Source organism: Acidobacteriota bacterium, assembly GCA_026707545.1.
Classification (GTDB): Bacteria; Acidobacteriota; Thermoanaerobaculia; order Multivoradales; family Multivoraceae; genus Multivorans.
Window position 1 is genome coordinate 922698 of the sequence record JAPOWR010000001.1, and the last position, 13475, is coordinate 936172.

The following is a 13475-nucleotide window of genomic DNA, read 5'->3' on the forward strand; positions in this document are numbered from 1 at the left end:
GATGAAATCCCCGAGGGGGCACTTCAGGCTGTCGAGGCGCGCCGTGGCTGGCGGTTGGTCCGCCGTGCTGTGCTGCGCGGTCGCCGTCCTGCCCTGGGCGACCGCTGCGGGTGCGCAGAGTGACGGGGGAATCCGGGTCACGGTCGACCGCAATCAGGTCGCGCTGGGCACCCAGATCTACATGACGGTCAGGATCGATGGATCGCCGGACGAACCGCCGCGATTGCCCGAGTTGCCGGACTTCCGGGTCGTTTCGCGTGGCCAGCAGCGCAGTACCCAGATCGACAACCTCAGCGTCAGCCACAGCACGTCGTACAACTACCTGCTGATTCCGACCCGGGCCGGCACATTCGATGTCGGGGCCGCGACCGCGGTGATCGACGGCGCCGAAGTGAAGAGCCAGCCGTTCAGGATCGAGGTTGCGGCCGCCGAGGACCACAGCGATGAGCGGGACAGGGACCTCTTCGTCACCGCGAACGTGTCGACGGATCGGCCGTGGCAGGGCCAGCAGGTGATCTACACGTGGAGGTTCTACAGCCGCGTGCCGGTGGGCCAGGGATCGATCGAGTCGATGGAGTTCGGCAACGACGTCGTGGTCGAGGACCTCGGCGAAGTTCGTCAGTTCCAGGCGACGATCGAGGGTGTCGGGTACTCCGTGAATGAGGTGCGGAAGGCGCTCTTTCCCCAGCGCTCCGGCGAGCTGACTCTGCCGCAGACCCAGCTCCGGGTGGAGGTGCAGGTCGAGCAGGCGCGCCGGCCGAGCCGGAGACGCAGCATCTTCGACGACTTCGACGATCTGCTCGGAGGGGGCGGGCGCTGGGCGACGAAGTACCTCCTCACCGAGCCCCTGACTCTCAACGTACGGCCGCTGCCGCCGGCGCCCCAAGGCTGGAACGGCCTGGTGGGCGACTTCGACATCCGGGCACAGTTGAGCAGGCGCGAGCTGCAGGTGGGGCAGTCGGCCACCCTCGAGGTCCAGGTCGGGGGTACCGGCAACGTGCAGCTCCTGTCCGAGCCCGGCTTCCCGGAGCTGCCCACGTTCAAGATCTATCCGGACCAGCCGGACGCGAACATCGATCGAAGTGGACGCCGGCTCACCGGGCGCAAGGTGTTCCGGCGGGCCCTGGTCCCGCTGGTTGCAGGCCCCCTCGAGATCCCACCGATCGATCTCGTCTACTTCGATCCGGAGCTTGGCGAGTACGCGACCCGGTCGACGGACCGCATCGACCTGGACGTTGTGCCGGCCGAGGGTGAGGAGGAGTTGATGCTCACCGAGTCTCTGGCGCCGACCACGGGAAAGGTCGCGGTGCGGATCCTCGCTGACGACATCTTGCCGATTCGCCGGACGGCAGCCGGCATCGTTTCGGCCGCGCCGCAGGGGTGGCGACTCTGGGTGTGGTTCGTTTGCGGCGTGTTGCCTCCCTTCATGTACCTGGCACTGCTGACGCACCACCGGCGCGAACGACGCTACGCCGCCGACAGGACCCTGCGCCGGCGCCAGAGGGCGTTGCGTGACGCTCTGTCCGCCGCGAAGAAGGTCCGTTCCGGCGTGGGGCCCGGTTCGGCGGCGGAGGCCTCCGGGATCGTGCGCCGCTACGTCGGCGACAAGTTGGGTCTGGAGGGGTCCGCGCTGACTCCGTCGGAGGCCGAGAGCGCGCTGGTGCGGGCTGGCGTGGATGGCGCCGTGGCGTCGCGCTGCCGGACGCAGCTCGAGCGACTCGAGGCCGCCCAGTACGGATTGGCGGCGGTGGCCGGCGGCGGGGGGCTGGCGGCGGAGACCAGCACCGAAGGTCTGAGCGATCTGATCAGGACGATCGACAGGCAGGTCCGGGGACGGAGGCCATGAGAGGCCCGGCGCTGTTCGTCGTGATCGGCGCGGCCGTGGCGGTCCCGGGCTTCGCCCAGGATGAGGATCTGCCTGTAGTTACCGAGGCGCCGTCGGCGGACGAAGCGTCGGCGGCCCCGGAACCGGCCGAACTCTGGGTCAACGGCAATGCCGCATACGAGGCGGGCGACTTCGCGCAGGCGGTTGCCCTCTACCGCGAGATGCGGGAGATGGGGGTCGACAACGGTCATCTCCACTACAACCTCGGCAACGCCTACCTGCGCGCCGGCGAGCTGGGCCAGGCGATCACGTCCTACCGGCGTTCCCTGCGACTGTTGCCGCGCGATGAGGATGCTCTGGCCAACCTGGCGTTCGCTCGCCGCAGCGCCCGCGACGAGATCGCTCCGCCTGAACCACCGGCGCTGCTGCGGACACTGCTGTTCTGGCACTACGGCATGGCGCCGGTCGAGCTCCTACGCAGCGTCGTCGTGGTCGGCGCGGCGTTCTGGATCGTGCTTGCGTTGCGCCTCTACCGGCGGGCTTCGGAAGTGCTCCGGTGGTCCTCGGTGTGTCTGCTCCTTGTCGTGCTCGCTCTGGGCGGCTCGCTGGTCGCCCACGCGGCCTTTGCCTCCTCGATCGCCGTCGTCCTGCCGCAGGAGATCGACCTCCACGCCGCCGCCGGCGAGGGTTCGGTTGTCCGCTTCCGTCTCCATGCCGGCACCGAGGTGCGGGTCATCGAACAGCGCCCGGAGTGGATCCGCATCGAACTGCCCGACGGCCAGAGGGGCTGGTCGAAGCGCGAGTTCCTTGGAATCGTCGAGTGAACGGGCCCTAGGCGCCAGCAGGGAATCGCCGGTCGAGGATCTCGAAGAAGGCGGCCAGGAACCGGAAGGTCAGACCCCAGACGATGTGCCGTTCCGGGTCGCCGACGATGACGCCGGGGAAGCTGACCTCGGGATAGGGCGGATGGCGGTAGTCGATGACCCGGGCGGGATCCTCGAACCAGGTCAAGGGCACCCAGAGGGCCTCGGCGACCTCGTAGTTCAGGATCAGGTCGTTGCCGGTCCCGGCCGCGAGTTCATAGACGAAGGCCGCGATTCGTAGCTGCCGCCCCTGGCCGGCCCGCTGGCCGGTCTGATCGTCAAGCCGACCGACCAGGCGGGCGCCGTCGAGCGACAGGCCGACCTCTTCCTGGGTCTCCCGTTCGGCCGTGTGCCGCAGATCCCGGTCGTCGTCGTCGAGGCGCCCGCCGGGAAACGCCATCTGGCCCGACCACGGGTCCCGTGGCTTCTTCGACCGCTCGATGAACAGGGCTTCCGCGCCGTAGGCCGACGGGCGGAGCACCATCGCCACGCTGGCCTCGAACGCGGCCGGCGGGAGGATGCGCGGTTCGTGGGCCGTCAGCCGTCGACGAATCTCGGCGATGTCCATGGCGGGTCGAGGCGAGGCGGCCGTGCCGTCGTCGGCCGGAAGCCGGCTACGCGAACGTCGCCTTCAGCCAGTCGATCAGCACCCGGTTGAACTCCTCGGGCTTCTCCTGCTGGGTCCAGTGGCCGCAGTCCTTGATCGTGTGCTTGGCGATGTTCGGCACCAGCGCCTCGATGCCGTCGGCGGAGGAGGGCGGCAGGACGACGTCGTTCTCCGCGCCGATGTAGAGGCAGGGCTGGTCGATCTTCTGATCGATGTCCTTCATCAGTTCCCAGTTGCGGTCGATGTTCCGGTACCAGTTGACGCCGCCGGTGAAGCCGGTGCGCTCGTAGGTGGTCACGAAGTGGGCTAGTTCCTCGTCGGTGAGAAGCAGTTCACCCCGCAGGTCGTCGGTGGAGCCGTGCTTGATGTTCTCCAGTAACTGGAACTTCCGTTCCGGGGCGTCGGCGGGGAGCTTGTTGAACTCCTCGGCGTTCCACGTGCCGCGCCGCATAAAGGTGCGGAATGACTTTTCGGTGTCCGCCTCGAGCACCTCTTCCGCCTTGTACGGCTCCTGGAAGGCAACGACGTAGTTGTTTTCGCCACGTACGCGGCGAAGGATCTCGATCGGCGGTTGTGGCGGCTGGGGACCCGTGGGCGTGTTCACGCCGACCACGCCGAGCACACGGTCCGAGTGCAGCCTAGGCATGGCCCAGACCACGCCGCCGCCCCAGTCGTGGCCGACGAACACGGCCTTCTCGATGCTGCGGGCATCGAGCAGCCCGACCAGGTCCGCACAGAGTTCGCCCATGTTGTAGGCCTCGATCTGGAGCGGCCGCTGGGTGTTGCCGTAGCCGCGCTGGTCAGGCGCCAGCACGCGTAAGCCGGCTGCGGCAAGCGCCGGCAACTGGTGGCGCCAGGAGTAGGCGAGTTCCGGGAAGCCGTGGCTGAGGACGACCGGCACACCCTCGGCTCCGGCCTCGTAGACGGCCATTCTGAGGCCGCCGTTGGTGCGGACGTAGTTCGGCTCAGGCCAGGTCGGGCTGTCTTGTTCAGCCGCTGCGGCGGCGCCCGGGTTCGCGGCAAGCGCGGCCGCGCCGGCGGCCGAGCTGGCGATCAGCGTGCGGCGGGTCATCGGTGTGTCGGAGTCGCTGGAGTCGTCGTGTTTGGTCATGGCGCCATGGTAGCTGAGGGTCAGGAGGTCGGTACTGGCGGCCACGGCTTGGTTCGGATCACACGTCCGACGTCCTCGGGCCCGGCGATCCGGCGCTGCGTCTTGAGAACCTCCTCGAAGCGTTCGTGGATCTCGGGCGGGAAGAGCGTGCTGCGCCGGGTGTCCAGGTCGATGTGGATGCTCAGTAACTCGTGGGTGGCGGCTACGTAGCGCTCTTCGGCGTGGAGCATGCGCATGAAGGTGTGGTACTTCTTGTCATCGAAGGCGAGCAGCTCCGCTTCGATGACGATCGGCGCTCCCTCGGGCAGCTCCCTCAGCCAGGTGAGGTGGCTGTCGATCGAGAACGTGGAGCGCCGCTTCGACTTGCGGTAGGTCTGGTCGATCCCCAGAAACGCGGTCCATGGGCCGGTCGCGTCGTCGAAGGCGACCAGGTAGTAGCCCGCGTTCATGTGGCCGTTGTGGTCGATCCACTCCGGCAGGACGGTGGCCGTCCAGATCTGTTGCGGGTCGGTCATGGCGGTGTGAAGAACCTCGAGCGAGGGCTCGGCGGTGCCGGAGCATACCGGCGCGCCTTTCCCGGTTCAGCTACGATCGCGCGCCGTCCGCCTGAACCACAAGGGAGGATCCACGATGAGGGTCGGCATCTCACTACCCGTCCGTGAACTCAAGGACGACCTCGGGGCTGTCAAGGCGTTCGCGCAGGCGGCCGATGAGCTCGGTTACACGCACCTGCGGGTTCCGGACCTGATTGCGCGGCCGAAGAGCGGGCACCTGCACGAGCCCCTCGTCATGCTGTCCTACGTCGCGGCGGTCGTGAAGAAGATCGAACTCGTTCCTTCGGTCATCGTCACCCCGTCCCGGCAGACCGTGCTGCTCGCGAAGCAGTTAGCGAGCCTCGACCGACTCTCGGGGGGCGGCGTGCGCCTGGGCGTCGGCGTCGGTGGCAGCGAGGCGGAGTACCGTGCGCTGGGTCAGGACTTCCACACCCGCGGCGCTCGCTGCGAGGAGCAGATCGAGCTGCTGCGGAAGCTGTGGACGGAACCCGTGGTCGAGTTCGAGGGCCGTTGGGACAGCGTGTCGGGGACGGGCATCGATCCGCTGCCAGCGCGCCCGATTCCGATCTGGATCGGCGCGCGCGGGTTGCCGGTGCCTCGCATCCGCCGCCGCATCGGCCGGCAGGCGGACGGCTGGTTTGTTCTGTGCTCGCCCGAGGACTTCGACGATCTCTCGTCCGACATTCACGCCGCGGCGCGGGCCGCGGGCCGGGATCCGGCGGCCATCGGCACCGAGGCGGGGGTCGCGGTCGTTGGGCCGCGCGAGCACGAGTGGCAGGACCGTGTCCGGGGCTGGCGGGCGAAGGGGTTGACCGATCTGTGCCTCCGTACGCTGGGCGGCGGTCTCGGCGGGGACGCGGACGCGCACGTCGCGAAGGCAAGACAGGCCTTCGAGGAGCTGCAGGAGCTGTTCTGACGCCCGTCGCGTATCGCCCGGCTTCACTGTTCGCCTTGACACGCTGGCGCCCAGCGAGCAGAATCCGCGCTTCCATGACTCAATCGACGATCACTCCGTCTCTGGTCAAGCCGCTGCACAAGCGGGGCTCGAAGCCCCGACTTCAGAACTGGGTGCCCATCGCCTAGAGACCCGCAGCGACACTTCTCGGCCGGCCATCCAGTTCAGGATGAGCCGGCTTTCTTGTATCCGGAGGATCCCTCCATGCCTTCCCACCCAGCCATCATCGAGTCGACCCTGCGCGAGGGTGAGCAGTTCGCCAACGCCTTCTTCGACAGCGACCAGAAGGTGGAGATCGCGCGCCTGCTGGACGCGTTCGGGGTCGAGTACCTCGAGTTGACCTCGCCTGCCGCGAGCCGTGGCAGCCAGGACGACTGCGAACGGGTGGCGAACCTCGGGCTCCGCGCCAAGGTACTGACCCACACCCGCTGCCATCTGGACGACGCGAGGCTGGCGCTCGAAACCGGCGTCGACGGGATCGACGTCGTGTTCGGCACTTCCCGCTACCTGCGGGAGTACTCCCACGGCAAGAGCATGGAGCAGGTGATCGAAACGGCGGTCGAAGTGGTCGAGTACATCCGGTCGCACGATGTCGAGGTTCGCTTCAGCACGGAGGACTCCTTCCGCAGCGATCTCGACGATCTGATCCGGGCCTACCGCGCGGTCAACGCGGTGGGCGTGAACCGGGTCGGCGTCGCCGACACGGTGGGCGTGGCGAGTCCCAGGCAGGTCTACGATCTGGTGCGGCGGCTGCGGCGGGAAGTCGACTGCGACATCGAGTTCCACGGTCACAACGACACCGGCTGCGCTGTCGCCAACGCGTTCTGCGCGCTGGAGGCGGGCGCGACCCATGTCGACACGTCCGTGCTCGGCATCGGCGAGCGGAACGGCATCACGCCGCTCGGCGGCCTGGTCGCGCGGCTCTACGCCGAGGATCCCGAAGGCGTTCGGTCGCGCTACGACCTGACGCTTCTCCGCGAGATCGAGAACTACGTCGCTTCGCTGGTCGAGGTCGACGTGCCGTTCAACAACTACATCACCGGCTACACGGCGTTCACCCACAAGGCGGGCATCCACGCCAAGGCGATCCTCAACGACCCGTCGAGCTACGAGATCCTGGATCCGGCGGACTTCGGGCTCGACCGCTACGTCCACGTCGCGCATCGCCTCACTGGCTGGAACGCGATCAAGTCCCGCGTCGAGCAGTTGCGGCTTGAACTGAGCGATGCGCAGATCAAGGAGATCACGGCCCACATCAAGGCGCTGGCCGATGAGAAGCCGCTCAGCCTGTCGGACGTTGACGCCCTGCTGCGCGACTACCACACGGCGGAGCTGTTGCCTGCAGTGGCGGGAGCTGCCGGGTGACCGAGGTCGGTCGGCCGGCCGACATGGCCCGGACCTTCGCGCAGAAGGCCCTGGCGAGGGCCTCCGGTCAGGAGGCCCTCGCTGTCGGAGAGATCGTCGACGCGCGGCCGGACATCGCCTTGAGCCACGACAACACGGCGGCGATCGCCGAGATCTGGCGGCAGTTCGGACAGAAGCGGGTCGCCATCCCGGAGCGGATGGCGGTCACGCTCGACCACGCGGTACCGGCGCCGACCGTGCGGCACGCGCAGAACCATGTGGAGGTCCGCGCCTTCGTTGCCGAGCAGGGCGTGGCCCACTTCTTTGAGGTCGGGCGGGGCATCTGCCACCAGGTGCTGAGCGAGGAGGCGATCGTCCTGCCGGGAGACCTGACTCTCGGTTCCGACTCCCACACGCCGCACTTCGGCTGGCTGGGCGCTTTCGGCGCCGGCGTCGGCCGGAGCGAGATGGCGGTGCTTTGGGCCACCGGCGAACTGTGGCTTCGGGTGCCGGAGTCGATCCGGATCCGGCTCGAGGGCGCGCTCGGCGAGTGGGTGACGACCAAGGACGTGGCCCTGACCCTGATCGGCGACCTAGGCGCGGACGGCGCGCTCTACCGCGGCGTCGAGTTCGAGGGACCGGCCATCAGCGGGCTGAGCCTCGACTCCCGAGCGGCTCTGGTCAACATGATGGCCGAGATGGGGGCGAAGAACGCGTACATGCCGCCGGACGAGGACGTGTTCCGGTATCTGGCTGAACGGTTGCTGACACGACCGGGGCGTCGCCCGGGGCGCGGGGCGGAACCCGGCGAGACGTCCGGCGAAGTCGCTGTCCGGCTGAGAGAGCGCTCTCTCTATCCGGATGCCGGCGCCGAGTACGCGGCCGAACATCTCCTCGACCTCTCTTCCGTCCAGCCCCAGGTCGCTCGCCCCCATCAGGTCGACGACACGGTCGCGGTCGGCGAACTCGAATCGGTGCGGGTCGACCAGGCGTTCATCGGCACCTGCACGAACGGCCGGCTGGAGGATCTCGGCGCGGTCCATCGGGTGATGGCCGGCCGGCGTACGGCGCCGGGCACCCGGATGGTCATCGTGCCAGCATCGAGCGAGGTCTGGAGCGAGGCCCTCTCTCGTGGCTGGGTGGCCGACCTCGCCGCGTCCGGCGCCGTCTTCGGAACGCCGGGTTGCGGCCCCTGCATGGGGAATCACCTCGGTGTGCTGGCCCCGGGCGAGGTCTGCATCTCCAGCGCCAACCGGAACTTCCAGGGCCGGATGGGAGATCGGGGTTCCGAGATCTACGTTGCCTCGCCGGCGGTCGTCGCGGCGAGCGCTATTGCCGGGCGAATAGTCCACCCTCGGGAGGTGGTCGGGTGAACGGTCCGGTCGACGTCGCTCGACCTTTCCGAGGCCGGATCTTCCGGTATGGCGACCACGTGAACACGGACGTCATCTTTCCCGGCCGCTATACCTACACGAAGAGCCGGCCCGAGGAGGTTGCGCCCCATGCCCTGGAGGATCTCGATCCGACGTTCGTCGAGCGCGTGCGGCCCGGCGACGTGATCGTCGCCGGCTGGAACTGGGGCTGCGGGTCGAGCCGCGAGCAGGCCGCCGTCTGCCTGCGGTACGCCGGAGTCGGCGCGGTGATCGCGCGCAGCTTCGGGCGCATCTTCTACCGCAACGCGCTGAACAACGGCCTGCTCGCGATCGTCTGCCCGGAGGCGGTCGACGCGCTGGAGGAAGGGGCCGAAGTGGAGGTCGATCTCGAAGGATCGCTGATTCGTTGCGGCGAGAGTGTCTACGAGTTCTCGCCATTCAGTCCGGCCGTGCGGTCCATGATCGCGGCCGGCGGCCTGATCGAACAGACGAAGCGCCGGCTGGCGGCGGAGTAGGCGTGCCGTGAACCCGACCGGCGACGATTCGGCGGCGGCGCCGGTCCGCCTCGCCCGCATCGGCGGCGACGGCATCGGCCCGGAGGTGGTGGACGCCGCGGTACGGGTCGTCAACGCAGTCTGTGGTGACCGGATCGAATGGGTCGAGGCCGAGATGGGCTGGCGGACCTTTGAGCGCACGGGCAGTGCCCTTCCCGGGGCCACGGTCGAAGTTCTGCAGAACTGCACCGGCGCCCTGTTCGGCGCCGTCTCCTCGCCGAGTCAGGCCGTGGATGGGTACCGCAGCCCGATCGTCGAGCTGCGACGACGCCTGGACCTCTATGCGAACGTGCGGCCGCTCAAGAGCAGCGCCATCGACGCCGTCGTCGTGCGTGAGAACACGGAAGGCCTGTACGCAGGCCGCGAACGCTGGGAGAGGGAAGGCGAGGTGGCCATCACCGAGCGGGTGATCAGCCGCCGGGCGACGGAACGGATCGTCCGTTTCGCCTGTGAGCTGGCGCAGTGGCGCACCTCTCGGCGCGGAAGGGGTGCCCGGCTCACCATCGTCCACAAGGCGAACGTCCTCCGCGTCAGCGACGGCCTGTTCCGCGAAACCGCGCTCGACGTCGCGGCCGGCTTCCCGGAGATCGAGGTCGAGGAGCAACTCGTCGACTCGATGGTCTACCGGCTCATCCTGGAGCCGGAGCGCTACGACGTGATCGTCGCGCCGAATCTCTACGGCGACATCCTGAGCGACGCCGGCGCCGCCGTCGTCGGCGGCCTCGGCGTCGTCGGCTCGGCCAACTGCGGCGAGCACTTCTGCTTCGCGGAGCCGGTTCACGGCAGCGCTCCCGATATCGCTGGGCAGGGAACCGCGAATCCCATCGCCGCCGTGGCCGCTGCGACACTGCTCCTTGAGGGAGTCGGTCTCGGCGACGCCGCGGCGCGCGTCGAGGAGGTCCTGGCCGAGCACCGGGCGGCCGGCCCTCGAACCCCCGACCGCGGCGGCGACGCCACGACAGAGGACGTGGTTGTCGACTTGCTGGCTCGGGTCTGACTAGCGCTGGAACCAGAACGGCTTGCGCTGCACCTTCTCGCCGGCGACCTCGTTCATCGACAGGGCATCGAAGAGGCGGCCGCCGACCATGACGTAGCGGACGAGCTCCGAACTCCGCAGGTTCTCGAGCGGGTTCTGTTCGAGGACGATCAGGTCTGCCAGTTTGCCGGCTTCGAGCGAGCCGAGGTCGGCTTCCATGCCGAGGTAGCGGGCGCCGTTGATCGTCCCTGCGATCAGCGCCCGGTGCGGGCTCATCCCGCCCTGCTCGAACATCCACAGTTCCCAGTGGGCGGCGAGACCCTCGCGCTGGCCGTGGGCGCCGAGCATGATCGGTACGCCGGCCTGGTCCAGGTCGTTCACGACGCGGGCGGTGAGGATGTGGTTGTACTCGCCATCCGGCGCCTTCTGGCGTCTGCGGGCGCGGGCGTCGATCTGCTCCTGGGGCACGTAGTTCAGGAGCCGCTCGTTGGCCCATACGTCCGTGTGCTCATACCAGTAGTCCTCGCCCTGGATGCCGCCGTAGGCCACCCCCAGGGTGGGCGTGTTGCCGACCCGGCTGCTGCCCCAGAACTGGATCACGTCGTCGTAGATCGCGCCCACCGAGAGCGAGTGCTCGATGCCGGTGTGGCCGTCGGCGACCATCGTCATGTTGTGCTGGAACAGGGCGCCGCCCTCGTTGACGACCAGCATGCCGAGGTCCTGCGCCGCGGCGACGATCATCTGGCGCTGGTCGCGCCGCGGCTGGTTGTAGCTCTTGACGCTGATCGCGCCGACCTTCTGCAGGCGGCGCAGGTGCTGGACCGCGTCGTCCGGAGTCTCGACGATCGCGCGGAAGGAACCGAAGGCGCCGTAGAGGATCGTGCCGGTGGCGAAGAGCCGCGGCCCGACGATCTCGCCCGCCTGTTGCATCTCGCTGGCGGCGAAGAAGGTGCTCGTGTCGGTCGAGGGGTCGTGGGCCGTCGTCACGCCGAAGGTGAGGGTCGCGTAGAGCTCGGAGTTCTGCTGCGGGATGACCTCCTGGCTGCCCTGCGGCCCGTGCCAGTGGACGTCGATCAGGCCGGGCATGACGGTCAGCCCGGCGGCGTCGATGACCGTGGCGCCTGCCGGCACGTCGACCTGCCGGGCCGGGCCGACGGCCGCGATCCGATCGCCGTCGACGACGACCGTGCCGCGGCGGATGATCTCCATGTTGTCCTCGCCGGCCATCGTGATCAGGCGAGCGTTGGTGATCGCGATCACGTCGGCGGGGCGGTAGGCGTCCACGTCGAAACCGAGGTCGAGACCAACGGCGGGGTCTTTCGGCTCGTAGCCGTCTTCGCCGGCCGCGTCACCTTCACCGCTTGCGTCCTCGTCGTCTTCCGGTGCGAAGACGTCCTCGAGCCGCCGCTCGAACAGCTCCGGTCCCAGGGCCCAGTACAGCGTCGAGCCGTCGCCGGAGAAGTGGAGGTAGGCGCCGTCGTCGGTCGAGACGTTGCGAACCGGCAGGCCGGGCGTCGTCGGCCCGATCTCGATCGCCTTCGAGGCGGGGGTGAAGGGCACGACGTGGGCGTCGAAGCGCTCGGCGAAGGCCAGCCAGCGGCCGTCCGGCGACACTCGCATCTCGGTGGCCACCTTGCTGCCGGCATGATCGCGCGGCTCGGCCTCGCCGAGGCTTGAGAGCGGAAGGCTGCGGAGCAACTGCCGGTCCCATCGCTGGGGTGCGGTGAAGTACACGCGCTCGGAGTCGGCGCCGAAGTGCGGGTTGGAGCCGGATCGCGAGAAGCGCACCGGCGCGCCCTCGCCGCCGGCATCGATCCGGTAGAGGCCCGGATCCTTGGACCACAGCGGACTCAGGATGCCGCCGCTGCGGCTCTTCCGGTAGACGACCGTGGCGCCGTCCGGCGAGAAGGCCGGTTCGAGGTAGAAGCCCGGATCGGGCGTGATCCTCCGGCCCTCGCCGCCTGAGGCGGGTGCGATACGGACGGCGCCCAGGTCCTCGTCGTGCCAGCTCGTGTAGACGATCCACTCTCCGTCGCGCGACCAGGACGGGTAGAACTCGAAGTGATCGTCCTGGGTGGTCAGTCGCCGCGCTTCGCCGATCTCGCCGGTCGAGGGACTCCGGCTGCGTGTCCACAGCCGGCCCAGGCTCTGGAACACGATCTGGTCGCCGCCGGGGGAAACCTGGATCCAGCGCAGCATCTTCGTCCGGAACGTCTCCGGCGCCGCTTCGAAGTCGAACGCGAGCGCCCGCTTCATCCGGTGGATCGCCCGGACGCGGAACGGGATGGCCTCGACTTCGCGCGTTTCGATTTCGATCCGGTGGAGGCCACCCCGTGCCCAGAAGACGATCGAGCGGCTGTCCGGTGCCCAGGCCATCGTCGAGTAGACACCGTGGACGGCCCAGATCTCCTGCATGTCCCGGTCGAGCGCGTCGTAGATGGGGATGTTCTCGCCGCTTCGCAGATCGTGGAGGAAGAGGTGGCTCTGGAAGCGGATGCGGCGGACGAAGGCGAGGTACCTGCCGTCGGGCGAGGGCGTCGGCCGCACCGCGCCGCCGGGGCCGGCGATCACGGTCTCGATGTCGCCAGTCTCCCGATCGATGCGGCGGATCGAGTAGATGCCCTCGGCCGCGTTCTTGCCGTACTGGAACGTGCTGCCCGGGGTCGTGTCCTGGCTGAAGTAGACGTACCGTCCGTCCGGTGAGAAGGCCGGTTCGCCAAGGTCCTTCTGCTCGTTCGGCTTCTCGTTCAACTGCAGGCCGGAGCCCTCGCCGCTCGCGTGGTAGAGCCAGATCTCGCCGCTGCCCAGCGAACGGGTCGAGACGAAGTGCTTGCGGGCGGCGATGAAGCGCCCGTCCGGGCTCCAGACCGGGTTGTTGACGAGCCGGAAGTCTTCGCGGCTGACCTGCCGCGGCTTGCCGCCGTCCGCGGGAATCGTCCACACGTTGTCGCCGCCGCTCCGGTCGCTGATGAAGGCGATCTCGGAGCCGTCCGGGCTGAACCGCGGCATCATGTCCCACACCATGCCGTTCGTCAGCGCTTCGGCGTCGCCGCCGCCGATCGGCAGCATGTAGAGGTCGCCCAGCAGGTCGAAGACGATCCGCTCGCCGTCGGGTGAGACGTCGAGGTTCAGCCACGTGCCCTCGGTCACATCGAGCTCGAACTCGTACTCGTCCCCGGGCGGGTCGTTGACGTCCCATTTCTTCTCGTCGTCGGCGGGGGCCGGGACGGCGGCGAGGACCAGGAGCAGGCCGGTGGAGAGAGGGAACCGAAGGCTGGAGTGCAGGGATGGGCGTGTCATCCGGCGAGTCTAC

General features: G+C 68.6%; 11 protein-coding genes. 7 read left to right on the forward strand and 4 right to left on the reverse strand.

Annotated elements, in window-relative coordinates; all coding sequences use genetic code 11:
- Position 1: 1 nt before the first annotated feature.
- Complete coding sequence (locus OXG83_03625; protein MCY3964107.1) at positions 2-1846, forward strand: BatD family protein; 1845 nt, start codon at positions 2-4, stop codon at positions 1844-1846.
- On the forward strand, positions 1843-2649 hold the full coding sequence (locus OXG83_03630) for a tetratricopeptide repeat protein (protein ID MCY3964108.1): 807 nt from the start codon (positions 1843-1845) through the stop codon (positions 2647-2649). Before OXG83_03625 ends, OXG83_03630 begins: the two co-directional genes overlap by 4 nt.
- A 7-nt stretch (positions 2650-2656) precedes the next feature.
- On the opposite strand, the gene OXG83_03635 is transcribed toward OXG83_03630, so the two are convergent.
- The 3 genes from OXG83_03635 to OXG83_03645 all read right to left on the reverse strand — a co-directional run bounded on the left by OXG83_03635 (position 2657) and on the right by OXG83_03645 (position 4921).
- Positions 2657-3256, reverse strand: a complete 600-nt coding sequence (locus OXG83_03635; GenBank protein ID MCY3964109.1) for a CoA pyrophosphatase — start codon at positions 3254-3256, stop codon at positions 2657-2659.
- A 46-nt stretch (positions 3257-3302) separates the two neighbouring features.
- Positions 3303-4226 carry an alpha/beta hydrolase gene (locus tag OXG83_03640; protein MCY3964110.1) on the reverse strand — a complete coding sequence of 308 codons (924 nt, stop codon included), beginning with the start codon at positions 4224-4226 and terminating at the stop codon, positions 3303-3305.
- 200 nt (positions 4227-4426) lie between these two features.
- On the reverse strand, positions 4427-4921 hold the full coding sequence (locus tag OXG83_03645; GenBank protein ID MCY3964111.1) for a thioesterase family protein: 495 nt from the start codon (positions 4919-4921) through the stop codon (positions 4427-4429).
- Between the two features lie 115 nt (positions 4922-5036).
- Here OXG83_03645 and OXG83_03650 point away from each other — a divergent pair, with 115 nt between their 5' ends.
- The 5 genes from OXG83_03650 to OXG83_03670 all read left to right on the forward strand — a co-directional run bounded on the left by OXG83_03650 (position 5037) and on the right by OXG83_03670 (position 10183).
- Positions 5037-5876 carry a TIGR03619 family F420-dependent LLM class oxidoreductase gene (locus OXG83_03650; GenBank protein ID MCY3964112.1) on the forward strand — a complete coding sequence of 280 codons (840 nt, stop codon included), beginning with the start codon at positions 5037-5039 and terminating at the stop codon, positions 5874-5876.
- 243 nt (positions 5877-6119) lie between these two features.
- Entirely contained in the window at positions 6120-7280 is a 1161-nt protein-coding gene (gene lysS / locus OXG83_03655; GenBank protein MCY3964113.1) for a homocitrate synthase, read from the forward strand.
- The gene (locus OXG83_03660) at positions 7277-8632 is read left to right on the forward strand and encodes an aconitase/3-isopropylmalate dehydratase large subunit family protein (GenBank protein MCY3964114.1); all 1356 of its coding nucleotides are present in this window, start codon (positions 7277-7279) and stop codon (positions 8630-8632) included. Before lysS ends, OXG83_03660 begins: the two co-directional genes overlap by 4 nt.
- A complete protein-coding gene (locus OXG83_03665) occupies positions 8629-9147 on the forward strand; it encodes a 3-isopropylmalate dehydratase small subunit (GenBank protein MCY3964115.1) in 519 nt (172 codons plus the stop codon). The genes OXG83_03660 and OXG83_03665 overlap by 4 nt, the downstream gene beginning before the upstream one ends.
- A 7-nt stretch (positions 9148-9154) precedes the next feature.
- The gene (locus tag OXG83_03670; GenBank protein ID MCY3964116.1) at positions 9155-10183 is read left to right on the forward strand and encodes an isocitrate/isopropylmalate family dehydrogenase; all 1029 of its coding nucleotides are present in this window, start codon (positions 9155-9157) and stop codon (positions 10181-10183) included.
- Here OXG83_03670 and OXG83_03675 read toward each other — a convergent pair whose 3' ends face one another.
- Positions 10184-13462, reverse strand: a complete 3279-nt coding sequence (locus OXG83_03675; protein MCY3964117.1) for an amidohydrolase family protein — start codon at positions 13460-13462, stop codon at positions 10184-10186. It abuts the gene before it with no gap.
- Positions 13463-13475 lie beyond the last annotated feature (13 nt).